The organism is Microvirga aerophila (assembly GCF_003332305.1).
GTDB lineage: Bacteria > Pseudomonadota > Alphaproteobacteria > Rhizobiales > Beijerinckiaceae > Microvirga > Microvirga aerophila.
This window is the reverse complement of the sequence record NZ_QOIO01000026.1, coordinates 46,572-70,754: the sequence shown is the minus strand read 5'-3', so window position 1 is coordinate 70,754 and position 24,183 is coordinate 46,572. Positions and strand designations below refer to the sequence as shown.

The 24,183-nt window shown below is 65.8% G+C and carries 17 protein-coding genes; 5 read left to right on the top strand and 12 right to left on the bottom strand.

All coding sequences use genetic code 11. The annotated features are described in order from the left end of the window. Nucleotides 1-40: 40 nt before the first annotated feature. Complete coding sequence (gene accD, locus DRB19_RS15670; protein ID WP_114186966.1) at nucleotides 41-922, top strand: acetyl-CoA carboxylase, carboxyltransferase subunit beta; 882 nt, start codon at nucleotides 41-43, stop codon at nucleotides 920-922. 21 nt (nucleotides 923-943) lie between these two features. Further along, complete coding sequence (locus DRB19_RS15665) at nucleotides 944-2,269, top strand: bifunctional folylpolyglutamate synthase/dihydrofolate synthase (RefSeq protein WP_114186965.1); 1,326 nt, start codon at nucleotides 944-946, stop codon at nucleotides 2,267-2,269. A 257-nt stretch (nucleotides 2,270-2,526) separates the two neighbouring features. Here the strand turns inward: DRB19_RS15665 and trxA are convergent, their stop codons facing one another. The 12 genes from trxA to DRB19_RS15605 all read right to left on the bottom strand — a co-directional run bounded on the left by trxA (nucleotide 2,527) and on the right by DRB19_RS15605 (nucleotide 20,236). Then, complete coding sequence (gene trxA, locus DRB19_RS15660; RefSeq protein ID WP_114186964.1) at nucleotides 2,527-2,847, bottom strand: thioredoxin; 321 nt, start codon at nucleotides 2,845-2,847, stop codon at nucleotides 2,527-2,529. Between the two features lie 99 nt (nucleotides 2,848-2,946). Then, complete coding sequence (gene addA, locus DRB19_RS15655) at nucleotides 2,947-6,393, bottom strand: double-strand break repair helicase AddA (RefSeq protein WP_114186963.1); 3,447 nt, start codon at nucleotides 6,391-6,393, stop codon at nucleotides 2,947-2,949. Continuing rightward, nucleotides 6,390-9,542 (bottom strand): double-strand break repair protein AddB, encoded by a 3,153-nt coding sequence (gene addB, locus DRB19_RS15650; RefSeq protein ID WP_245439544.1) that lies wholly within the window; start codon nucleotides 9,540-9,542, stop codon nucleotides 6,390-6,392. Before addB ends, addA begins: the two co-directional genes overlap by 4 nt. A 10-nt stretch (nucleotides 9,543-9,552) precedes the next feature. Next, nucleotides 9,553-10,278, bottom strand: a complete 726-nt coding sequence (locus DRB19_RS15645; protein WP_114186962.1) for a nucleotidyltransferase family protein — start codon at nucleotides 10,276-10,278, stop codon at nucleotides 9,553-9,555. A gap of 11 nt (nucleotides 10,279-10,289) precedes the next feature. After that, nucleotides 10,290-11,843: a tRNA (adenosine(37)-N6)-threonylcarbamoyltransferase complex ATPase subunit type 1 TsaE gene (tsaE, locus tag DRB19_RS15640; protein WP_245439542.1), complete on the bottom strand. Its 1,554-nt coding sequence runs from the start codon at nucleotides 11,841-11,843 to the stop codon at nucleotides 10,290-10,292. Between the two features lie 29 nt (nucleotides 11,844-11,872). Then, the gene (locus tag DRB19_RS15635; protein ID WP_114186960.1) at nucleotides 11,873-14,434 is read right to left on the bottom strand and encodes a sensor histidine kinase; all 2,562 of its coding nucleotides are present in this window, start codon (nucleotides 14,432-14,434) and stop codon (nucleotides 11,873-11,875) included. Between the two features lie 369 nt (nucleotides 14,435-14,803). Beyond that, nucleotides 14,804-16,234, bottom strand: coding sequence for an adenosylhomocysteinase (gene ahcY, locus DRB19_RS15630; RefSeq protein ID WP_114186959.1), 1,431 nt, complete (start codon nucleotides 16,232-16,234; stop codon nucleotides 14,804-14,806). A 110-nt stretch (nucleotides 16,235-16,344) separates the two neighbouring features. Next, the gene (locus DRB19_RS15625) at nucleotides 16,345-16,665 is read right to left on the bottom strand and encodes an HPr family phosphocarrier protein (RefSeq protein ID WP_114186958.1); all 321 of its coding nucleotides are present in this window, start codon (nucleotides 16,663-16,665) and stop codon (nucleotides 16,345-16,347) included. Nucleotides 16,666-16,669: 4 nt separating this feature from the next. Next, the gene (locus DRB19_RS15620; protein ID WP_114186957.1) at nucleotides 16,670-17,071 is read right to left on the bottom strand and encodes a PTS sugar transporter subunit IIA; all 402 of its coding nucleotides are present in this window, start codon (nucleotides 17,069-17,071) and stop codon (nucleotides 16,670-16,672) included. A gap of 89 nt (nucleotides 17,072-17,160) precedes the next feature. Continuing rightward, nucleotides 17,161-17,628, bottom strand: coding sequence for an HPr kinase/phosphorylase (locus DRB19_RS15615; RefSeq protein WP_114186956.1), 468 nt, complete (start codon nucleotides 17,626-17,628; stop codon nucleotides 17,161-17,163). Beyond that, complete coding sequence (locus DRB19_RS15610; protein ID WP_114186955.1) at nucleotides 17,625-19,412, bottom strand: sensor histidine kinase; 1,788 nt, start codon at nucleotides 19,410-19,412, stop codon at nucleotides 17,625-17,627. Before DRB19_RS15610 ends, DRB19_RS15615 begins: the two co-directional genes overlap by 4 nt. 125 nt (nucleotides 19,413-19,537) lie before the next feature. Beyond that, on the bottom strand, nucleotides 19,538-20,236 hold the full coding sequence (locus tag DRB19_RS15605; protein ID WP_114186954.1) for a response regulator transcription factor: 699 nt from the start codon (nucleotides 20,234-20,236) through the stop codon (nucleotides 19,538-19,540). Nucleotides 20,237-20,431: 195 nt separating this feature from the next. Between DRB19_RS15605 and DRB19_RS15600 the strand changes: the two genes are divergently transcribed. From DRB19_RS15600 to DRB19_RS15590, 3 genes are all read left to right on the top strand, one after another. Continuing rightward, the gene (locus DRB19_RS15600; RefSeq protein WP_114186953.1) at nucleotides 20,432-21,169 is read left to right on the top strand and encodes a HugZ family pyridoxamine 5'-phosphate oxidase; all 738 of its coding nucleotides are present in this window, start codon (nucleotides 20,432-20,434) and stop codon (nucleotides 21,167-21,169) included. A gap of 165 nt (nucleotides 21,170-21,334) precedes the next feature. Beyond that, nucleotides 21,335-22,945: a phosphoenolpyruvate carboxykinase gene (locus tag DRB19_RS15595; protein ID WP_114186952.1), complete on the top strand. Its 1,611-nt coding sequence runs from the start codon at nucleotides 21,335-21,337 to the stop codon at nucleotides 22,943-22,945. Nucleotides 22,946-23,079: 134 nt separating this feature from the next. Further along, complete coding sequence (locus tag DRB19_RS15590) at nucleotides 23,080-24,174, top strand: NAD(P)/FAD-dependent oxidoreductase (protein WP_114186951.1); 1,095 nt, start codon at nucleotides 23,080-23,082, stop codon at nucleotides 24,172-24,174. Nucleotides 24,175-24,183 lie beyond the last annotated feature (9 nt).

The following is a 24,183-nucleotide window of genomic DNA, read 5'->3' as shown; positions in this document are numbered from 1 at the left end:
GATGCCCGGAACAAGTCCGGGCATGACGAAAGGATAAGTCATGAACTGGATTTCCGAAGTCGTCCGTCCGAAGATCAAGACGCTCTTCAAGCGCGAGACGCCGGACAATCTCTGGATCAAGTGCCCGGAGACCGGACAGGTCGTGTTCCACAAGGACGTGGAGGCGAACCAGTGGGTCATCCCCGGCTCCAACCACCACATGCGCGTCTCGGCCACCCAGCGCCTGCAGATGATGTTCGACGGCGCCACCTGGCTCGACGTGGCCCTGCCGGAAGTGCCGGTCGACCCGCTCAAGTTCCGTGACGAGAAGCGCTATGTGGACCGCCTGAAGGACGCCCGCGCCAAGACCGGCCAGCAGGACGCCTTCAAGGTGGGCTTCGGCCGGGTCGAAGAAACCCCGATGACCATCGCGGTGCAGGATTTCGGCTTCATGGGCGGCTCGCTCGGCATGGCGGCGGGCGAGGCCTTCATCAAGGGCGCGGAGACGGCCCTCGACAAGAAGACCCCTTACGTGCTCTTCGCCGGCTCCGGCGGCGCGCGCATGCAGGAGGGCATCCTGTCGCTCATGCAGATGCCGCGCACCACGGTGGCGATCCGCCGCCTGAGGGAGGCGAAGCTCCCCTACATCGTCGTGCTGACCAACCCAACCACGGGTGGTGTTACCGCGTCCTACGCCATGCTGGGCGATGTGCACCTGGCGGAGCCGGGCGCGCTCATCGGCTTCGCGGGTCCGCGCGTGATCGAGCAGACCATCCGCGAGAAGCTGCCCGACGGGTTCCAGCGCGCCGAATACCTGAAGGACCACGGCATGGTGGACATGGTGGTGCATCGCCATGAGCTCAAAGCCACCGTTGCCCGTCTGTCGCGCCTGTTCACCAAGGCTCCGGTGGCGAGCACGCCGGTGGCTGAGGCCGCCGAGTAAGATCTATCCGGAGACAGGGCGATGGATTCCTCGGATGCGCTGATCGCGCGCTTTCTCGCCCTGCACCCCAAGACCATCGATCTGTCGCTGGGGCGCATCCAGCGCCTGCTTGGGGAGCTCGGTCATCCCGAGCGACGCCTGCCGCCGACGATCCATGTGGCGGGCACCAACGGTAAGGGCTCGACCATCGCGTTCATGCGGGCGATCCTGGAAAGCGCCGGTTTGGCCGTCCACGTCTACACGTCGCCGCATCTGGTGCGCTTCCACGAGCGCATCCGGCTCGGCCGCATCGGGCGCGGCGAGTATGTGAGCGAGGACCGTTTGGTCGAGGCCCTGCGCCGCTGCGAAAAGGTGAATGCGGGCCAGCCGATCACAGTGTTCGAAATCACCACCGCTGCCGCCATCCTGCTGTTCTCCGAAGAACCTGCCGACGTGCTTCTGCTGGAGGTGGGCCTCGGCGGCCGGTTTGACGCCACCAACGTCATCGACCATCCGGCCGCAGCGGTGGTCACGTCGATCGGGCATGACCATGCGGAATATCTCGGCACGACCCTTGAAGCCATCGCCAAGGAAAAAGCCGGCATCTTCAAGCGCGGCTGCCCGGCCGTCATTGCCCCGCAGGATTATCTCTCGGCCGACGAGACCCTGCGCAAGGAGGCCGAGCGGATCGGCGCATCCCCCCTTTTCGTCGGCCAGCAGGATTTTTCCATCCATGAGGAGAGCGGGCGGCTCGTCTATCAGGACGAGAAGGGCCTGCTCGACCTGCCGCGCCCCCGCCTCGTCGGGCGGCATCAGTTCATCAATGCCGGAACGGCGATTGCGGCCCTGCGGGCGGCAGGCTTCGAGAAGTTCGAGACCTCGGCTTTCGAGGCCGGCATCACCCGCGCCGAATGGCCCGGCCGGCTGCAGCGCCTGTCCCGGGGCCGCCTGCCGGAGATTTCCCCCGAAGGCTGCGAGATCTGGCTCGATGGCGGGCACAACGCCGATGGCGGACGGGTGCTTGCCGCTGCCATGGCGGACCAGAGCGAGCGCAGCGATGCCCCGCTGGTGGTCATCGCAGGAATGCTGGGCACGAAGGATTCAGAGGCTTTCTTCAAGAACTTCCTGGGCCTTGCTCGCGAAGTGATCGCTGTGCCGATCTCCGGCCAGATCGCCGCGCGTCCTGCCGAAGAAGTGGCCGCCATCGCGGCGAGCGTCGGGCTCACCACCTCGACCCAGCCCAGCGTCGAATCGGCCCTGGCGTCCCTGCACGACTACGTCTGGGAGCACCCGCCCCGGGTGCTCATCTGCGGCTCGTTGTATCTGGCGGGCGAGGTGCTGGCCGCAAACGGGACGTTGCCGCAGTAGATCCCCATTTTGCACGGCTCATGTTCCCCTCCCCCTTGCGGGGAGGGTGGCCGCGTCAGCGGTCGGGTGGGGGTGGAGCGCCCAGGTGAAAGGCGACGAGGTAGGACTGTAGCAACCTCGCGCTCTAACAATCAGCTTAGAGCTCTGACTGTCCGACCCCCCTCAATCCCTCCCCGCAAGGGGGAGGGAAGAGGCGTGGCGCCAAAATGAAAAGGGGCCTCTCGGCCCCCTTCGAATTCTCATAATGCTTAGAAAGATCAGGCCGAAGCCTGGATCCACTTGGCGAGGTCACCCTTGGGGGCGGCGCCGATCTTCTGGGCCACCACCTGGCCGCCCTTGAACATCATCAGGGCCGGGATCGACCGGATGCCGAACTGGGACGCAACCTGCGGGTTCTCGTCCACATTGAGCTTCACGATCTTCACCTTGCCGGCCATCTCGTTGGAAATCTCTTCGAGAGCCGGTCCGATCATGCGGCAGGGACCGCACCACTCGGCCCAGAAATCGACCACGACGGGCTCGGAGGAGTTCAGCACGTCCTGCGGGAAGCTCGCGTCGGTCACCTTTACGGTCGCCATTGTGTCACCTTTGTTCTGTCACGACTCAACATAGAGCCGCACAATGATAAGGCCTAGTTAAGAACGGCCCTTTCGGGAATCAAGCGAGGGGCCTTTCCCTCACGCTGCTTTGATGAGGGTAAGGGCTCGGTCCAGCTCCGGTTCCGTCAGCTCGTGGATGACGGGTCCCGAGGTCCAGACCAGGAAGGCGCGCACCCGCTTCTCCGGGTAGATCTCCTGGAGAAGCCTCCGGTAGAGAGCAAGCTGGGCTACGTAGGAGCGGGGAAGCGGCTGCCCCGGTCCGGGCGGGCGGGCCGTGGTCTTGAAATCGGCAACCAGAACCTCCCGGTCGCGGACGGCCAGCCGGTCGATCTGGCCCGACACCATGATGTCGCCATCCGGCGTCCGCACGTGGCCCGCAATGGGAGCCTCGGCCCGGGAATGGGTTCCGAACAGAGCCTCGAGATCTTCATGGGTCAGGACGCTCAGGGCATTGGCCACGACAGCGTCGTGGAGATCCCGGCGCAGGCGGGGCGCGCGGGCGGTCACATAGGCCTTTGCCATGGCTTCCCGGCGCTCGAGCGGAAGGTTGGGCAGGCGCTCCAGCAGCGAGTGAACCAGGGTACCGCGCAGTCGCGCATCGGGCGCATAGGGACCGTCCCCCGGCCGGGTCATCCGGTCGGCGGCCCCAAGGGCGCTGGACGGGCGGATCGGCGGCAGGGGTTCCGGCTCGGCCAGCGCGGGAGCGTTCAACCAATCCGGCACCTCCACGGGATCGAGAGGTGCGACCTCGGACACGACCGGCGGCCGCGCCAGGCCCGCGCCATCGCGCCAGACCTTAATGGGCCCGTAAGGCGCCTCGCTCAGCTCCAGGCCCCCCGCCTTCTGCACCAGCCCATGCCGGATCATCTCGCACCAGGCTTCCTGGGGCGAGTTCTTCTTGCCGGTCAGGTAGGGAGCGATCACCAGCCGGTCCTTGGCGCGAGTCATGGCCACGTAGAGGAGACGGTTGTGCTCCTCGTGCCCCTTGTCGTGCAGGTGCTGGCGCGCCTGCGCCATCACGGCGGAATCGTAGTTCTTCCCCGGCGACCAGACCGGCACCGTCAGGCCCGACCGGGTGGTGAGCTGCATGAGCGCCGGGTCGCGCCCCAGAACCTCGCAGCCGTCGATGAGGATCACGATGGGCGCTTCCAGACCCTTGGCCCCGTGCACGGTCATCACGCGCACTTCGTTGTTCACCGCGTCGAGGTCGCGCTTGATGGTGTGGGAGGCGGATTCGAACCGGTTGAGGAACACCGTGAGGGACGGCGTCTCGGTCATTTCCGATTGATGCGCGAAGCACAGGAAGGCGTCGATGGCGTCGCCCGCCTCGCTCCCCAGCCGCCCCACCAGTTGACGCCGCCCGCTCCAGGGGCCGAGCAGGGTTGCGAAGAACCCGAAGGGACCTTGGGTTTTGGCAAGCCCCTGCCAGGCCTGAAGAGCATCAAGACCGCGTATCGCAGCCCTGTCCTCTGCCTCCGCGTGGCGCTTGAGAGCGGCATGCAGGGATTCATCGTCGGCCCGGTAGGCTGCAAGGCGGATGAGGTCGTCGTCGGTGAGGCCGACCAGCGGGGATTTCAGCGCAGTCGCGAGCGTCAGGTCGTCATCCGGCAGAAGCGCCGCGCGGCCCGCCGCCACGAGGTCAAGAACCGCGATGTGCTCGCCGATGTTGAGCCGGTCCGCGCCCGCCACCGGCACGCCCGCTTCCTTGAGAGCCCTGATCACGGCCTCGAAGGCCGCGCCGCGTTTGCGCACGAGCACCAGCACGTCGCCGGCGGTCCAGACCCGGCCCATCTCGTCGCCCTTGGTGGTCCAGCACTTCACCGCCTTGGCGACGCGCCGCGCCACCACCACGGGTGGGGATTGCTGCTCGGGCTCGTCGATGGGCAGAACCCAGGCCTCGGGCTCCTCCTCCTCGGCGGGTGTCTCGGTGGGCCACAATTCCACAAGGCCCGGCGCATGGGGGCGGGCGCTTTCGTGCACGGTGCCGATGGCCTTGTCCTCGAAGGACAGGCCGCGAAAGTGCCGGTCCACCGCGAAGGTCGCGTCCACCGCCGAGAGCACCGCCTTGGCGGACCGGAACGAGACGGTGAGGCGCACATCCTCGAACAGAAGCTCCGCCTCGGTCACCTTGCGCGACCAAGTCATGCGGCTCGACTCGAATTCCTGCGGAGCCGCGCCCTGAAATCCATAGATCGACTGCTTGGGATCGCCCACGGCAAACAACGTGCGCACGCGCTTGCCGGAAGCCCCATGGCCGGTCGTGAAATCCTCGGTGATGCGGCGCAGGATTTCCCACTGCTCGGGGTTGGTGTCCTGCGCCTCGTCGACGAGCACGTGATCGATGCCGCGATCGAGCTTGTAGAGCACCCACGCGGCATCGCCGCGCGACAGGAGCGTCAGCGTCTTGTCGATGAGGTCCTGGAAGTCGAGCGCGCCGAGACGCGACTTCGCCTCGTCCACGCGCCGGCTGATCTCCGCCGCGATGGTGAACAGGGCCGTCGTGCGCTCCAAGGCCCGCGCCGCCTTGCGCTTGTCCATCAAGGCCCAGATGCGCGCCTGCTCGGCGATGAGCCTTTCCTTCAGCACGGGATTGACCGACTTGGTGACGAGCCGCGATTCCGCGCGCGGCGTCTCGTCGGACTCTTTCAGGAACACCAGCAGGTAATGCCGGAGCTTCTCGGCCGGATCATCGGCCTCGCAGGCTGCGATTAACGAGGCCGCGCGTTCCTGGTCGGTGGCTTTCCCGGCAAGGAGCTCCTGGGCGACGGAGGGCCATTCGGGGGGCGCGATTCCATCTTCCAGCATGGTGCGCTCGATGGAGGTCAGGTCCTCGTTCGCATCGAGACCCAGCGTCACGCGCAGACGCGCGAATCCTGCATCGAGTCCACCGGGGTGATGCAGGAACGTCTTGCAGCGCATGGCCGCATTGAGCGCCGAGGTGAGCGCATCGCCTGCCGCATCAGTGCTGATGACGGCCAATGCGTCGTTGAGTTCGGGATAGTCGCCGCTTGCCGCATCGGCCATCACGTTCGACATGGCCTGCGCCAGCATCTCGTCGGTTTGGCTCTCGTCGAGCACCGCGAAGCGCGCCGGCACGTTGGCCTCGAACGGCACGAGATGCAGGAGCCGTTCGCAGAACGCGTGGATGGTGTCGATCTTGAGACCGCCCGGCGTTTCGACCGCCCGGGCAAACAGCGTGCGGGCAAGGCGCACATGCGCGGGACTCGGTACTTCGCCTTCGAGCTTGGTCAGCTCACGGACGAGGCTTTCCTCGTCCATGGTCACCCATTTGCCGAGGCGGTCGAACACGCGGATCGCCATGTTGGCGGCAGCCGCCTTGGTGAAGGTGAGGCACAGGATGCGTCCAGGCGGCGAGCCTGCGAGCAGCAGGCGCACGACCCGGTCCGTGAGCACCTTGGTCTTGCCTGCGCCCGCATTGGCCGACACCCAAGCGGAGGCGCGGGGGTTCGCGGCGCGGCGCTGTGCCTCTTCCGTATACCCTGGGATGACGAGTTCGTCGCTCATTCGAAACCCTCACCGCCGCCCGCGCTCGCCAGAGACCATTCCTTCACGCGCGCCAGGTGGTCGTATTCGGAAAAGCGGTGCGCATATTTCGGGAAGGGCCGCGACAGATAGGCGGCCTCGCCCTTGGCGTAGCGGGCGATCATGCCCTCGAAGCGACGGCGATGCTCCTCGACGATCTCCGCAACCGAGCGCTCTTCGTCGCGCCCCGGTTTGATCTCGCGCGGCTTGATCGGCTCGCGGCCGCCAGTGGTGTGGATGTAGACGAGATCCGGCGTGTCCTTGGCGGCGGGCAGGCCCCTGAACGCACCCTTCATCAGCATCACGGCCTCCAGCGTGAGCTGCGGCGAGAAGCCCGCATAAACCTCGCGCAGGCCGGGAGGCTGCCCGGTCTTGAAATCGATGATCGTGAAGCCGCCGTCCCGTCGTTGCTCGATCCGGTCCGCGCGGGCGCGAAGCGTAAAGATCGTGCCATCGCTGAGCGGGATCGGCAGCTTGCCGGATCGCTCGGCAAAAACCTCGATGAGATCCGGACGACGCCCCTGTTCCCAGACGACGAAGTCGGTGGCAAGCCGCGTGAAGCGCGGCCACCACTCGGCGTAGAGTTCCGGATAGGCCTCGGCGATCTCCGCGAAGGCTTCCACCCCACGTGAGAGCAGGTCCTCCTGCGCATGAACGGGCAGGGCCTTCGGGTAGGCTTCGGCGAATCCGCCCAGCACGTCGTGGATGATCGTGCCACGATCGGCGGCGCTTGGCGCGGTCGCGATGGCATCGAGCGCATCGAGCTTCAGGACATGGCGCGCGAAGATGGAGTACGGATCGCGCACCAGCGTCTCGATTTCGGTGACGCTGAGGGTGCGCGGGAACAGGGCTGGGTCGGGTTTCGGCCGTGGGCGCGGCAGGGGCGGTGAGGCTTGCGGCGTGTCGAGGTGGCGCGCAAGCGCCCGGTACCGCTCGCCCGCCTTCACCATGCGGCCCCAGATCTCGGGGCCCGTGAAAGCCTTGAGGCGCTGCAGGAAGCGCGAGGGCACCATGGGCGAGCCGTCGCGCTTCTGCGCCCGGGTGATCACCACGTCGTGGGTACCGAGCGCCTGAACGAAATCGTGCGCCGTCTGGCCGATGCGGCGCTCCGGCGGCGCAAGGCCGACGCGGCTGCGCATGGGTCGATTGAGGAACGCATCCGTCACCGTGCGCGGCGGCCATGTGCCCTCATCCAGGCCGCCGAGAACGACGCGATCCACCGACAGAAGACGCGCTTCCAAAAGACCTAGGATCTTGAGGCGGCGATGGGTTGCGCGGGGCGACGGGCTCAGGGTCCGCTGCTTGGCGAGCGCCGTGAAGAAACTCGGATAATCGACGAAGCGGCCTTCGATGCTGCCGGTCTGCGACAGGATGAGATCGTCGAAAAGGGCCGCGAGTGCCTCGACGGAAGCGTCCTGCTCCTCCGCCTCCGCGTCGTCCGGCAACGCGCACAGCATCTCGACGGCGCGGCGGTGCTCTTCCGTCAGCGATTTCAGATCGAGCGCGCCTTCGCCATGCACGGCGGGCGTAAAGCCATCGAACGCCATCCCGAGCCGTTGCAGCACCTCATCGGCCAAGTCCCAATCAGCATCGGTGAGGCGCGCCCGGGGCCGCGGCGTGCGGTGGTCCTTCTCGGTGCGACGGATCGCCAATGTGGTGCGGATGCCCTCGATCCCCTGCGCCGGCGCGGGACCGCGCAGCACGCCAATTTCCAGAACACTGGCGGCCTGTTCGACGGTAGCGCGCGGCAGGCCGAGGCGTACGAGGGGGTGGGCGAGGAGCGCGAGGACGCGTACTGGCCGTAGATCGTCCGCCGCCGCCTCCGCCGCGAGACGCGCCATGCGGCCGGCGGGCGTGTCGGAAAGTGGAATGCCGGCCGAATCCTCCACCGACAGGCCCCAGCGGGCGAGTTCCGCCGTCACGCGAGCGGCCAGCGCCCGGTCGGGCGTCACGAGGGCGGCGGTCTGGCCGGGATGCGCGATGGTTTCCCGCAAGGCCACCGCGATGGCCAGCGCCTCCTCGCGCTCGTCCGCCGCTTCCACGACAGTGAGCCCCTCGCAGCCTTTAGCGGCCATGGCCTGCCTGTCGGCAGGGGCGATGAGGGACCAGCGATGGGTGGTGTCCGCCGGGCGCAGCGCCTCCGAGAGCAGATGGTTTCGGGCGCGCGCCTTCTCGGGAACGTCGCCCAAGACTGTCACCTCGGCGCGCTTCACGCGCAGATGCTTGTCGAGAAGGCGGCGCAGGTTCGCCTGCGGGTGGCCGTGCACGGGATCCGTCTCGTCATCGCCGATGCCGCCGATGGTGGCCCAGCTTTCCTCGTCGAGATCCACGTCGAGCCCGGGCAGCACCACAGCGCCCTTCGGCAGGCGCGCAATTGCCGCCATCAGGTTCGCGGTGGCCGGCACCGAACCGGTGGAGCCTGCCACGATGATCGGGTTCGCGGGGCGCTCGCGGGTGAGGCGCCGGGCCTCGGCCTCGATCAGCGCGCCGCGCCGCTGCGCCGGGTCGCTGGCCTGGCGTTCGAGCAGGATCTTCGGCCAGTTCTCGCTGGCGATCTGCACGAAATGCCGGGTGATGCGGAAATATTCGGAGTAATCGGCATCCACGGCGAGTTCCAGGGCATGCCAGTCGATGCCCTCGGTGGTGAACGCATCCATGAGGGTTTCGAGATCGCCCGCCAGCCCCACCGCATCGGCGGGCGAGGCCGGCACCATGAACGGAACGCCGGGACCGAGCTGCAACAGGCTCCTGTCCACTTCCGCCGACCAGCGCTGGACGAGGCGGGTCAGGATGAGGCGGCGCTCCAGGGGCGGGATCGGCGGCTTCAAGGAGGCGGCTTCCTCGAGCGGCGTGCCCTCGAGGCCCGTCAGCTCGAATTCGGCTTCATCCGTTTCGCCGAGAGGCACGATGCGCGGCAGGAGCTGCGCCTTGGCGCCGCCTCGTTCGGCCAGAAGGGCGATCAGCGCCCGGGTGGCGCGTCGGGTCGGCACATAGATCGTCACATCGCTGAGAGCCGCCGGATCATCCGGCAATGGGCCGACGAGGCGGCCGTCGATCAGCGAATCCACCAGGGTGGGCAGGAACGCGCCGCCCGGCGGAATGGAAAAGACGTTGGTTACGATACGCGACACTCAAAAACCCTCACCGCAGGCTGGCGGCCAGGCGCTCCTCTGCCACCTTTATGGCCTGCGGCTCACCAACATGCAGCCACTGACCGTCAAGCTGCAAGCCGTAGAGTCGGTCCTTGGCGATGGCCTTGTCGTAGAAAAGATTGGCCGAGAACGGCCCCTCGGGGCTGCCGTCCACGAGTTCCGGCTTTACAATCGCAACGCCCGCATAGACGAACGGCGCCGTCTCGTCGCCTTTGCGGCGACGTAGGCGGCCATCTTGATCCATGCTGAAATCGCCCCGTCCCTCGTAGCCGACGCTTGTTTCCAAAGGCGCCACAAGCATCAGGATATCCATTCTGGCCGGATCCCAGGCTGAAACCAGGCGCTTGAGGTTGGGCTCCTGTCCCTCAACCCAGATGGAATCGGAGTTGAAGGTGATGAAGGGACCATCGCTCAAAAGCGGCAGCGCCTTCTTCACGCCGCCGCCCGTTTCCAGCACCTCGTCGCGCTCGTCCGACACCACGATCTGCGGCATTTTGCGTGTGCGTAAGTGGGCCTCGAGCATGTCAGCGAAGTGATGGACGTTCACCACCACGGTCTCCATGCCGGCCTCGTGCAGTCGATCGAGGGCGAAGTCGATCAGGCTCCGGCCGCCGACCTTGACCAGGGGCTTGGGCATGGTGGCCGTGATCGGCAGCATGCGCTTGCCCAGCCCGGCGGCGAGAACGATGGCTTTTTGCGGGGACGAGTGGGACAAAGGATCAAGCTCTAAGAAGAGGGGGGCGTGTCGTCCACGGGGATGAGGCGAGGCAGATAGCGCTCGTACCAACCCTTCAGCTTTGCCAGCGCCGGATGGGCGAGGTTGCGGGCAAGATAGGTTTCGATGCGCGGCAGGTGCTTGAGGTAATGCGGCTTACCGTCCCTCAGGTCGAGCCGGGCGAAGATGCCGAGGATCTTGGTGGCGCGCTGCGTGCCCATGATCGCATAGGCGCGGGCAAAGGCCGCCACGTCGAAGTTACGGTCGAACTGCTTGCGCTCGCGGGCGTAGAGCCCGATGAGCTTGAGTTCCAGTTCCGGCGGCACGGTCACCCGCGCATCCTGCAGGAGGGACGCCACGTCGTAGGCGGGCGAGCCCAGCACCGCGTCCTGGAAGTCGATGATGCCGACCCGCTGCAGGCCTTCCCGCTCGGGCATCCAGATCAGGTTGGGCGAATGGAAGTCGCGCAACGTCCAGGTGGTGGGCGCGGCGATGATTTCGCCCAGAACCTCCGACCAGAGATTGACGAATTCCGCCCGCGCGGATCCCGACAGCTGATTGCCGATGATGTGCGGCACATACCAGTCCGCCAGAAGCTCCACCTCGATCAGGAGCGCTTCCAGGTCGTAGGGCGGAATGGAGTGGTCATGGCCTTCCGCGGCGGGCAGAACCTGCGGCAAGACTGTGCCGTGGAGGTGCACCAGGACCCGTGTCGCCTCGGCGTATCGCTCCGGGACTGGGCCGTTTGCGTCGATGACCGGCTCGGAACCGAGATCCTCGATCAGCAACAGGCCGGTCTCGAGGTCTTCGCCGTAGATCTCGGGCGCGCTGAGCCCCAGCGAGCGCAGGCCCCGGTCCACGGCCACGAAAGCATGAACCGTCTCGGCAAGTTTCGCGATCGTCGTGTAGGGCTTGCCGCGGCGCACCGGCGGGCCGACGGGACGGGGAGGCGAGATCATCAGCAGGGCGGTTTCGCCCGTGGGCTTCACAAGGCGCTCGTAGGATCGGATGACGGATGCGTCTCCGGGCATCGGCTTGCGCACCGCATCCGCCCAACCGCAGCGCTCGACGATGCCGCGATAGGCTTTGAGCCGCAGGAGGCGGGGCAGGAATGCCCTCGTGGCCGAGAGCGTCGCGACCCGGCCGCCGCTGGGTGCAATGTCGAGAGCGATGTCGAGGCGCTCTTCCCTCAGGGCGTCGTCCGCACGCTCGGGCCATTCGACCAGCGTGACGGCGTTCTCGGTCATCTCGTCCCAGCCGAGCTCGACCAGTTCGTAGCCGCCCGACAGGCGGTAGAAATCCGCGTGCACGATCGGAGAACGAGAGCCGTCATAGACCTGCATCAACGTGAAGGTCGGGCTTGGAACCTCCAGCTCCGGGTCGCCCGCCAGCGCGCGGATGAGGGCGCGCGCCAGGGTGGTCTTGCCCGCGCCGAGGCCCCCCGAAAGCGTGACGAGATCGCCGGGCTTGAGCTCTTCGGCCACGATTCGAGCAAGACGCTCCGTCGCTTCGTGATCCGGAAGGGTCACGATCCAGAGGTCCTGCGCCTCATCTTCGTCGGACATGCGGGCCAATCCATTCACCATCGCCGATCCTACTCGGCAGCGATCGGTGGTAGCGCATTCTGCGCGGAACGGCCATCCGACGGCGATTCCATCCGCTCGTTCGGGAACGCGCAGGTGACCGTGGTGCCCTTGCCGGGCTCCGAGGATACGTCGATGCGGCCGCCATGGAGCTCCACGAAGGAGCGGACGATGGACAGTCCCAAGCCAACGCCGCGATGGCGCGTCCCCAGGGTGTGGCTCTCGAACCGGTCGAAGATGCGGGCCTTGATCTCGGGCGGCATGCCGCGTCCCTGATCCCTCACGGTGAAGATCACTTCGCCGCCTGTCTTCCGGGCGCTGACCTGGATGGTCTGGCCAGGGCCTGAGAACCCGACCGCGTTGGACAGGAGGTTGAACAGGATCTGCCGGATGCGCTTGCCGTCGGCCACGAAGGAGCCGATGTCGTCCGGCGCGTCGATGATCACGTTAAGGGTGGATTCCGTGAGCCGGTCCTCGAGGCCCCGCATGGCGGCCTCGATGGTGGAGCGGATGTCGACGATCTCCGGCACCAGTTCCAGGGAGCCGGTGTCGATGGATGCCAGATCCAGAATGTCGTTGAGGATCGCCAGAAGCGCCGCCGAGGAGCGCATGATGTGATCCGCGTAATCCCGCTGGCGTGGATTGAGCGCGCCCACCGTCTCGTCGCCGAGAAGCTGCGTGAAGCCGATGACGTTGGTCAGCGGCGAGCGCAGCTCGTAGGACACGTGGTGCACGAACTCGTCGCGCAGGCGCGAAGCCCGCTCCAGCGCGTCGTTGCGCTCGGTCAGAGCGCGCTCCACGCTGACGCTTGCGGTCACGTCGATGAAGGTCAGGAGCGTCGCGCCATCCGGCAGGGGCTGCGCGGTGCAATCGACCGCGGAGCCGTCCCGACGCTCCATGCGGCAGCTGAGACCCATGCGCATGTCCGCAAGCCCTGCGACTGCGCCGCGAATGTCGATCCACGGCTCTTCGCGCGGAGCCAGCAGTCGGCAGGCCTTGATGACCACGTCGATATGCGGGTGCTCGGCCGGCAGGTCGGACGGCAGGCTCCACATGTCCGCGAAAGCGCGGTTGTGCAACTTGAGCCGTCCGTCCGAGCCGAACACCACAACGCCTTCCTTCAAGGTGTCGAGGGTCTCGCTCTGCACGCGGGTCAATGCCGTCACCTGCGATTCCAGCTCGAAGCGTTCGCTCACGTCATCGAACAGGTAGGTCACGCCGCCCCGAGGATTCGGGTTGATGACGACGCGCAGGGTCCGGCGGTCCGGCAGGTGCCACCAGATTTCCTGGGGCTCGACCGCCTGATAGCCGGTGAGGAAATCCGCCTTCCAGGCGCGGAAATCGGCCTGCTCCGGGAGCTTGCGCCCGGCGCGCAGACGATCAAGCACTTCGCTGTCCGTCGGGCGCGAGCTTAAGAATGCGTGGTCGAGATTCCAGAGGCGCTGATAGGCCGCGTTGCTGAAGATGAGGTGCTGCTTGGCATCGAAGATCGCAACCGCCGTCGGCAGCTGGTCGAGGGTGCGCACATGAGCGTCCATCTGGCGCTGCAGGTCGGTGCGGACCGATTCGAGTTCCGATACGTCCACGGCGATGCCGGCGCTGCCGCCCACTGTCGGCCGCTCGACCACGTCGAGCACGGCGCGCTGGCCGGCCATGAAGGCGGTGACGCGGGCTGTGAACGTTCCGCCGGTCATGCGCTGGCGTTTCGATTCATCGCGGGTCTGCTGGTCGAGCAGCTCCAGGGAGCGGCTTGCCGCGTCGTCCAGGTCGGACGCCTCGACGGAGCGCAGATAAGCCTGGTTCGCCCACACGAGCCTGTTCTCCGCATCGCGGATCCACAGCGGGTAGGCGACCGCATCGAGAAGCGTGGTCATCGACCGCAGGTCGCCTCGGGCCGCCAGAAGGTCCGAGCGCGCTTTCAGCAGTTCGGACCGGTCTCCGGTGATGTCGCGCAGCCGCAGGATCGCCCGGCCGCCCATGGTGCGGCCTTCCACGTCGATGAACCGGTTGGCAAGCGCCCTGGCCGTCAGCCGGAAGCTTTCGCCGCGTTGTTTCAACTGCTCGAGAGCGGCCTCGACAGCGGCGGCGTCGCTTGGCGCGAGCCATGCACCGAACGCCAAGGCGCGCTTGGCCGGAGCGCCGTCCGCCACGATGGACGGATCGCCCTCGAATCGCGGCTCGCCGTCCCGCCCCTGCCAGCTCACCAGGAGCTGACGCTCCGAGCCCATGAGCAGGGCCGCGAGGTCATCGGCGCCGCGCAACGCGGCGAGCTCCGCCCGCAAGGCCCGCTCGCGCCGGGAGGAGCGCCGCTGCTGCTGCAGCAGCATCAGGGCGGTCGTGGTCGAGAAAGCCACCAACCCTAAGAAAATGCCGAAAGAGGCGGCGTTGTGGAGGTTGTAGCTTTGCAGGAATCCGAAGAAATCCAGGGCTTCTTTGGTGAACGGGAGGGTGACGTCGGCGGCGAGCGCCGGCCAGGACGTACCCGCCAGCAGGGTGAACGCCAGGGGAGCCCGGGCCGCGGCGAGAATTCCCGCCGTCTCGTCTGCGCCCTTGTGCTCCGTGGCCTCGGCCATGCCGCGCTGTCCTTCCCGGTCGTTGGAAGCTCTTGAAAAAGAGCCAAAAATGTTCTTGCCCCGGCGGATTTCGATCGCCGCAGAGGGGTTTTCGGTTACGCATGAACGGAACTGCCGGCACGGTTTGTGAAACCCGACACGCCGGACGATTCGCGTTCACAATAGACCACCGATGACTCCGCCAGAAAGAGGGTTAAGGCCCTCTTAAGCTTCCTTTGGAGAACCTGTGGACAATCGGCCACTAACCTTGCGTCAGGCTTATTTCGCGCGGCGGAAATCGCGCCGATTCGGATGGGACGTCTGGCCTTGCGCAAGAAAAAAGCCCGGCATTGCCGGGCTTTTCTCAAGGGTTTGATCGTCGACGGGCGATCAGTAGCGGTAGTGATCCGGCTTGAACGGACCGGTCTCGCTGACGCCGATGTAGGAGGCCTGATCGGGGCGCAGCTTGGTGAGCTTCACGCCGATCTTATCGAGATGCAGCGAGGCCACCTTCTCGTCCAGGTGCTTGGGCAGGGTGTAGACCTTCTTCTCGTACTTGCCTGCGTTGTTCCACAGCTCGATCTGGGCGAGCGTCTGGTTCGTGAACGAGGCCGACATCACGAAGGACGGGTGACCCATGGCGTTGCCGAGGTTCACGAGGCGGCCTTCCGACAGCAGGATGATGCGGTGGCCGTCCGCGAACGTGATCTCGTCGACCTGCGGCTTGATGTTGGTCCACTTGAGATTCTTGAGGCCCGCAACCTGGATCTCGTTGTCGAAGTGGCCGATGTTGCAGACGATCGCCCGGTCCTTCATGGCGCGCATGTGGTCGAGGGTGATCACGTCCTTGTTGCCGGTGGCGGTGACGAAGATGTCGGCGCGGGGAGCCGCGTCCTCCATGGTCGTGACCTCATAGCCTTCCATGGCGGCCTGAAGGGCGCAGATCGGATCGACTTCGGACACGAGCACGCGGCAGCCGGCCTGACGGAGCGAAGCGGCCGAACCCTTGCCCACGTCGCCGAAGCCCGCCACCATGGCGACCTTGCCGGCCATCATCACGTCCGTGCCGCGGCGGATGCCGTCCACGAGCGACTCACGGCAGCCGTAGAGGTTGTCGAACTTCGACTTGGTGACCGAGTCGTTGACGTTGATGGCCGGGAACAGAAGCTTGCCTTCCTTGGCCATGATGTAGAGGCGGTGAACGCCCGTGGTGGTCTCTTCCGAGACGCCCTTGATCGACTTGGCGACCTCGGCGAACCAGCCCTTCGGCTTCTCCTGGAGGAGGCGCTTGATCAGGGCGAACAGAACCTCTTCCTCTTCCGCGCCGGGCGTCTCGAGGAACGCCACGTCGCCCTGCTCGGCGCGCAGGCCGAGATGGACCAGCATGGTGGCGTCGCCGCCGTCGTCCAGGATCATGTTGGGCACGCCGCCGCCATGCCAGTCGAACAGCTTGGCGGTGTAGTCCCAGTACTCGGTGAGGGTCTCGCCCTTATAGGCGAAGACCGGAATGCCCGCAGCCGCAATCGCCGCGGCGGCGTGATCCTGGGTGGAGTAGATGTTGCAGGACACCCAGCGGACATCGGCTCCGAGAGCCTTCAAGGTCTCGATCAGAACCGCTGTCTGAATGGTCATGTGGAGCGAGCCGGCGATGCGGGCGCCCTTGAGGGGCTGCTTCGGGCCGTATTCCTCGCGAACCGCCATCAGGCCGGGCATCTCGGTTTCGGCGATCGAGATCTCCTTGCGGCCGAACTCGGCGAGGCTGATGTCTTTGACGATATAATCGTGCGCGTCGTTCGCGCTCTTCAGAGCGGCTTGGCTCATGATGATCTCACTTGGCGTTAGATGACGTGGCGTGTCGGATTGAGCCCGTCTCTACCAGAGAGCCGGCCAGGAAGCAATCAAGATATAAAGATGTCTTTATATCTTGATTGCTACTCGTCTTCGCCGAACCGGTTGGCCAGGAGATCGCCGATGGCCTGGAGGCAGGCCTCGGCATCCGGGCCCTTGGCCGTAACCGTGATGGAGGTGCCCTGCGCCGCCGCGAGGGTCAGGAGGCCCATGATGGAGCGGCCGCCGACCGTCTCGCCGCAGCGGGTCACCGTCACGTCGGAATCGAAGCGCTCGACCGTCTGGACGAATTTCGCGGAAGCGCGGGCATGGAGGCCCCGGCGGTTGATGATCGGAATCTCGCGAGCCTGGGCTCCATCGGGAACCGGGGCCGGGGGACAATCGTCATCAAGGCTGCGCTGCATAGGCTTACTTTCCGGACAGAACGCGCGACGCGACGTTGATGTATTTGCGCCCGGCTTCCTGCGCGTGGGAGACAGCGTCCGTGAGGGACTCCTCGTCCCGGACGCTCGCGAGCTTGATCAGCATCGGCAGGTTGATGCCGGCGACCACCTCCACGGAGCTGCCGTTCATGCATGACAGGGCGAGGTTCGAGGGGGTGCCCCCGAACATGTCGGTGAGGACCACGACGCCCTGGCCCGAATTGACGTTGCACACGGCGGCCATGATATCCTTGCGCCGTGTTTCCATATCGTCATCGGGGCCGATCGTGATCGTTTCGAGCTGCTCTTGAGGCCCCACCACATGCTCAAGCGCGGCTTTGAATTCCGTCGCGAGCTGCCCGTGGGTGACGAGCACCATTCCAATCATAATTTCCAGGTCCGAACGCTCCGGGGAGCGGAGCCGCTATTTTGTGCACCGCGAAGCCAAGCGCAAGAGCGTTTGCGACGAAATGTTCATCACAGTGTCACGACCGTGTCGCAAACACCACTCAGGCGACCCAGGGCGATGTCGGCCGAAAATGCCCCTGTTCTCATATGAAGGCGAGGGACCATGACGCCGCAGAGGCCAGCGTGGCCCTCCAACTCTTCCGGATAGCGCTCCGGATCCTCCGACAGATCGACGATCAGCCGGACGACGGCCGAGGGTTCGAAGGGGCGGCGGACGATGCCGACGCCCCGCACCTCGATGCAGCCGGCGAGCGGGTCGGTCGGCCAGGCGACCAAGCGGCCATGAAGGGCCTGGACCCGCGTCCTGTCATCGCTGACGAGGCGGCTGAACCGACCGGCCTGTGCAGCGTGGAAGATGATTTCTCGGGCAAGGGACGACTTCCCCGCATCCGATGCGCCCCGGATAAGCAATCCGGCCTCTCCGACGACCACGCAGGAGGCGTGGATCGTCTCGGGGATGCCTCGAGACGGGGTCATCCCTTCTGCCCCGCCGCCGGCAGGCGGATGATGAAGCGCGCCCCCAGCCGCCGGGGCTCCCCGGTTTCGTCGGGAGGACCGAGCCGGTTCTCGGCCCGGATCTTGCCGCGATGGGCCTCGATGATCTGGCGCGAGATCGACAGGCCAAGACCTGAATTCTGGCCGAAGCCCTGCTCCGGCCGGTCGGTATAGAAGCGCTCGAAGATCCGGTCGAGGGCATGGGGCTCTATTCCCGGGCCGTCATCCTCGACGACCACCTCGACCTGCGCCTTGCGCCGCCGCAGGGTGACGCGGACGCTCCCGTCGGGCGGCGAGAACGAGCGGGCGTTGTCGATCAGGTTGTTGAACACCTGACCCAGGCGGCTGTCGTGTCCGATGACCAGGAAGGAGTCGCGCCCTCGCGGGTGCTGCTCGATCGTGAGCCTGATGGGAGGATCGTCCTTCTGCCGGCGTTCGTTGGCCACGGAGACGACCGCCTGCAACAGGTGCGCCATGTCGATGGACTCCGCATCGGCCCGCGCCAGCTCGGCATCCAGCCTGGACGCGTCCGAGATGTCGCTGATCAGGCGGTCGAGCCGCCTCACGTCATGCTGGATGATCGACATGAGCCGCTTCTGCGAATCCTCGCTCCGGGCGAGCGGCAGGGTCTCGACTGCGCTGCGCAGCGATGTGAGCGGGTTCTTCAATTCGTGGGCGACGTCCGCTGCGAAGCTCTCGATCGCGTCGATCCGGTTGTAGAGCGCCCTGGTCATGTCCCGCAGCGCGCCAGAAAGATGGCCGATCTCGTCGGAGCGGTTGGTGAAATCGGGAATTTCCTGACGGGACTGGGTGCCCCACCGCACCCGCTCGGCCGCCTCAGCCAAGCGCCGGACCGGTCCGGCGATGGCGCCGGCGAGCAGGAGGGACAAAAGGATCATCACCACGGCGGCCACGAGGAAGACCTGGAGCAGGGCGAACCGCTCGGACGCGATGATGGCGTCGATGTCGCCTTCCTGGGTCGAGAGAAGCAGCACCCCCTGCACGGCTCTGAAGCGCTGGATCGGCACCGCGACCGACACGATGGTCTCGCCCCGGGCGTTGACGCGCACGCCGCTCGACTGCTTGCCCGCGAAGGCCTGCTGCACCTCCGGCAGGGACTTTCCGTTGGCCGGTCCCACCTCTTCGCGCACCGGGCGCTTGGTGCGCCGGAACATCTTGCGAATGGAGTTCCAGGCGCGCTCCATGGCGCTTGTGGTGTCCTCAGCCGGAACCGGTGGCAGCTCGAGGCGCATGATGTCGCCGCGGGAATAGAACGTGCGGGAATCGAGGAGCAGCGCTCCTTCCCGGTCGAAGATTCGGGCTCGCGTCTGGGTCGGCGTCACCAGCCTGCGCAGAAGAGGGGCGACCCGTTCGGGGTTGATCGAGAATTCGAGGGAAGAGAGGTATTCGTCGGAAAACCCTTCCGTCTCGCCCGCCTGCATCTGGAGGAGCTTGTCCGGATCGATGGTGATGGCGTTCGTGTCCACCGTGGCCGAGCCCGCGATGGCGCCCGCGATGATCTCGCCCTGGATCAGAAGGCTCTGCACCCGCGCCTCGATCAGGCCCTCGCGGAACTGGTTGAGGTACAGGAAGCCGACGAGGAGCGCCACGAGGCCCGCGAGATTGAGCACGACGATGCGCCGCGTCAGGCTCGACGAGGCGCGCTGCGCGAGCATGCGGCCGAGACCCCTCAGGCGCGCCAGGGTGCCGCGCGGGGCCGGCGCGTCTTCGGCAAGGGCCTCGACGTGGATCGGATCAGCCTTCATGCATCCATTAAAGCACAATCCGGTGAAAACGGATCATGCCCTTCCGTTTCGGTGGTTCCGTAAGGTCTTGGCGGCGGCCGGCTTTCGCCCGGCCGAAATCGACCTCGCAGGTCGCTTCAGTGGCCTTAGGCTTCCTTGAAGCGATAGCCGACGCCATAGAGGGTTTCGATCATTTCGAAACTGTTATCAACCATCTTGAACTTCTTGCGCAGGCGCTTGATGTGGCTGTCGATGGTGCGGTCGTCCACATAAACCTGGTCGTCATAGGCCGCATCCATGAGGGCGTTGCGGCTTTTGACCACGCCCGGGCGGGTCGCGAGGGCCTGCAGGATCAGGAACTCGGTGACCGTTAGGGTCACTGGCTCGCCCTTCCAGGTGCAGGCATGCCGCTCCGGGTCCATCTTGAGCTGGCCGCGCTCCAGGGCTTTGGCGTCGGTCTCGCGAGGGACTGTCTGGTCCTTGGGGGCGAAGCGGCGCAGCACTGCCTTGACGCGCTCCACGAGAAGACGCTGGGAGAACGGTTTGCGGATGAAGTCGTCCGCGCCCATCTTCAGGCCGAACAACTCGTCGATCTCCTCGTCCTTCGAGGTCAGGAAGATCACCGGCAGGTCCGATTTCTGGCGCAGGCGGCGCAGGAGCTCCATGCCGTCCATGCGCGGCATCTTGATGTCGAAGATCGCCAGGTCCGGCGGGGCATGCTTCAGGCCATCCAGGGCCGAGGCCCCGTCGGTATAGGTCTGAATGCGGTAGCCTTCCGCCTCGAGGGCGATGGAGACCGAAGTCAGGATGTTGCGATCGTCATCGACAAGGGCGATCGTTGGCATGAAGTCTTCCTTAGCTAAACTCGGAGGGCCATGATCGGCAAATCTCGCCGGCCTCTGGCCTGACAACGCGGCAGGGAGCGATACGTGCCCAACTGCGCCTTTCTGGTGGCATAAATAAGGTGCATCCTGCGCCATGCCAGGGCCAGGACACAATTCCGATGATAGGCCTGTCGATCCAACAGGAGATGAACGATTATGGATAAGCCGGGTCAGGCGATTCAAGGGTTCGACGGCGTCGCCCTGGGCAAGCACCTTCTGCGCACGATCCGGTCCGGCGCTCTCGCGACCCTCGACAGCCAGGGCTTTCCGTTTGCAACGCTCGTGACGGTCGCCACCGACATCGACGGCTCCCCGATCCTGCTGACATCGCGCCTGTCCAGCCATACGGCCAATCTTGAGCGTGAGCCGCAGGTATCCCTTCTCCTCGCGCAGACGGGCAAGGGCGATCCCCTGGCTCATCCGCGCCTGACTGTGATCGGCCGGGCGGAACGAACCGATCTGCCCCGCATCCGCGCCCGGTTTCTCGCCCGGCACCCCAAGGCCGAACTCTATGTGGACTTTCCAGATTTCTCGTTCTGGCGCCTTGAGATCCTGGCCGGCCATCTCAACGGCGGCTTCGCCAAGGCCGCTACCCTGTCGGGCGCGGACCTGCGCACGGACGTTTCTAGGGCCGAGACCTTGATCGAGGCCGAAGCGAGCGCCGTCGCGCATATGAACGAGGACTACCGCGAGGCTCTGCAGCTTTATGCGACGCACTTCGCCGGAGCTGCGCCGGGGGCATGGCGGACCACGGGGCTCGACCCGGACGGGATCGACCTGATGCTGGGGGACCAGACGGCGAGGGTGGCGTTCCCGGAGCCGGTGGTTAACCCTGAAAAGCTCCGCCTTGCGCTGAAAAATCTCGCCCAACAGGCCCGGGACGACCTAGCCTGAGGGCGAATAGAATGCGATGGAATGGTGTCATGTCCGCACCGCCCAGGCCTTTTTCGGCATAAACGGCAAAGCTTGGGCGGTGTGACTTGAACAACAACAATGTAGCGCCATTTTGTCGGCAAACATCAGGCCGCGCAGTGGCTTGCGATCAGGGAGTAGTCTTCCGTGGAAACTATCGGCGTTTTCAACAGCGCGCAGGGGGCTGAGACCTCCGGCTTCCGCAATCTCAAGCGGGTCTATTGGAACCTCGAAGCGCCTTCGCTGTATGAGCAGTCCATTGCCCGCGGCGAGACCCAGATCATTCAGGGTGGTGCGCTGCTGGCGGAAACCGGGGTTCATACCGGCCGCTCGCCCAAGGACAAGTTCGTGGTGCGCGACGAAACCACCGAGGACAATGTCTGGTGGGACAACAACGGCGCGATCACCCCTGGCAATTTCGACACCCTGCTGGAGGACTTCCTGGCCCATGCGGAGGGCAAGGAGCTGTTCGCGCAGGACCTCTACGGCGGAGCCGAGCCGGCTTACCGGGTCAAGGCCCGGGTCTTCACGGAATATGCCTGGCACTCCCTGTTCATCCGCAACCTGCTGATCCGTCCCGACCGGGGCGACCTTCCGGGCTTCGCGCCGGATCTCACCATCATCGACCTGCCGTCCTTCAAGGCCGATCCGGCTCGCCACGGTTGCCGGTCCGAGACGGTGATCGCGGTCAACTTCGCCCGCAAGATCGTGCTGATCGGCGGCTCGTCCTATGCGGGCGAGATGAAGAAGTCGGTCTTCACCTATCTCAACTACGTGCTGCCTCCGCAGAACATCATGCCGATGCACTGCTCGGCGAATGTGGGCCGGGACAACGACGTCGCCCTGTTCTTCGGCCTCTCGGGAACCGGCAAGACCACCCTGTCGGCTGATCCGAACCGCATCCTTCTGGGCGATGACGAGCACGGTTGGAGCCCCAAGGGCGTCTTCAATTTCGAGGGCGGCTGCTACGCCAAGATGATCCGCCTGTCCCGCGAGGCGGAGCCGGAGATCTTCGCCACCACCGAGCGTTTCGGCACGGTGCTGGAGAACGTGATCGTCGATCCGATCACGCGCATTCCGGATTTCGACGACGCGTCCCGCACCGAGAACACCCGCGGCGCCTATCCGCTCTACTTCATTCCCAATGCGAGCGAGACGGGCCGCGCCGGCATCCCGAAGAACATCGTGATGCTCACCTGCGACGCCTTCGGGGTTCTGCCCCCCATCGCCAAGCTCACGCCCGCCGAGGCCATGTATCACTTCCTGTCCGGCTACACCGCCAAGGTGGCCGGCACCGAGAAAGGCGTGAAGGACCCGGAGGCCACGTTCTCCACCTGCTTCGGCGCGCCGTTCATGCCGCGTCATCCGTCGGTCTACGGCAACCTGCTGCGGGACCTCATCGGCAAGCACCATGTGGATTGCTGGCTCGTCAACACCGGCTGGACCGGCGGCAAGTTCGGCGTCGGCCGGCGCATGCCGATCCGCGTCACCCGCCGCCTGCTCACGGCTGCCCTCGACGGCTCCCTCAACCGGGCCGATTTTCGCCGCGACCCCTATTTCGGCTTCGCGGTGCCGACCTCGGTGCCGGGCGTCGAGCCGCACATCCTCTACCCGGTCAAGACTTGGCAAGATAAGGCGGCTTTTGCCGAGACCGCCAAGCGCCTTGTCGACATGTTCAAGGAGAACTTCAAGCGCTTCGAGGATCATGTGGACGCCGACGTGCGCGCGGCTGCTCCGCAGATGTCGATTGCGGCCTGACGCAGCTTCGATTTTGCCTTACATGAACGGCGGCTCTCGGGCCGCCGTTTTTATTTCTGCGCATCGTGCGGAAAAGCGGTCCTGGTTTTCCGCCTCAGACGATGCGCAGCCTAGAGATGCTTTAGGGTTCCCGGATGGAAGTTCTCGTCATCGGCGGCGGTGTTGTCGGACTCGCCATCGCAAGGGCGCTGGCGTTGCGCAGTCATGGGGTCATCGTGGCCGAGGCGACCGGCGGAATCGGCAACGGCGTGTCCTCGCGCAACAGCGAGGTGATCCATGCGGGGATGTACTACCCGACGGGTTCGCTGCGCGCGCGCTACTGCGTTGCCGGTCGGCGCATGCTCTACGATTTCTGCCGGAGCCACGGGGTGCCCCATGCCAAGTGCGGCAAGCTTATCGTGGCGACGAACGCGCTGGAGCAGGCCAAGATCGAAGGCATCTACGAACAAGGCATCGCCAACGGCGTCGAGGGCCTCGAGTATCTGACGGTCGAGAAGGCGAGGTCGCTCGAGCCGAACCTCGCCTGCACAGGAGCGATCCTCTCCAAGGAGACGGGCATCATCGACAGCCATGCCCTCATGCTGGCGCTCGAGGGCGACCTGGAATCCGCGGGCGGCGTCATCGCGTTTCATGCACCGGTCGAGCGCATCAAGAGGGCGGGGGAGGGCTGGGAGGTCCATGTGGGCGGGCCTGAGCCCACGGCGCTCACGGTCGACGCGGTGGTGAATGCAGCCGGCCTGGGCGCGCAGGCGATTGCCCACGCGACGGAAGGCTATCCGCAAGAGCGGGTGCCGCGCCTTGTCCTGGCCAAGGGCAACTATTTCGGATGTGTCGGCAAACCTGCCTTCTCGCGCTTGATTTATCCTGCTCCCGTGGATGGGGGGCTCGGCACCCATGTGACCCTCGACCTCAACGGGCGCATGCGCTTCGGTCCCGACGTGGAGTGGATCGACCGGGAGATCTACGAGGTCGATCCGAAACGGGCCGAGAGTTTTTACGCCTCCATCCGCCGCTATTGGCCAGGCCTGCCGGACGGCGCGCTCGTTCCGGATTATTCCGGTATCCGTCCGAAACTCACCGGACCAGGCGAGAAGGCGGCGGATTTCATGATCGACGGCCCGGCCGAGCACGGTCAGCCGGGCTTGGTGCACCTGTTCGGAATCGAAAGCCCAGGGCTCACGTCGAGCCTGTCGCTGGCCGAGGATGTGGCCGGGAGGCTAGAGGTGTAGGAGGCGATT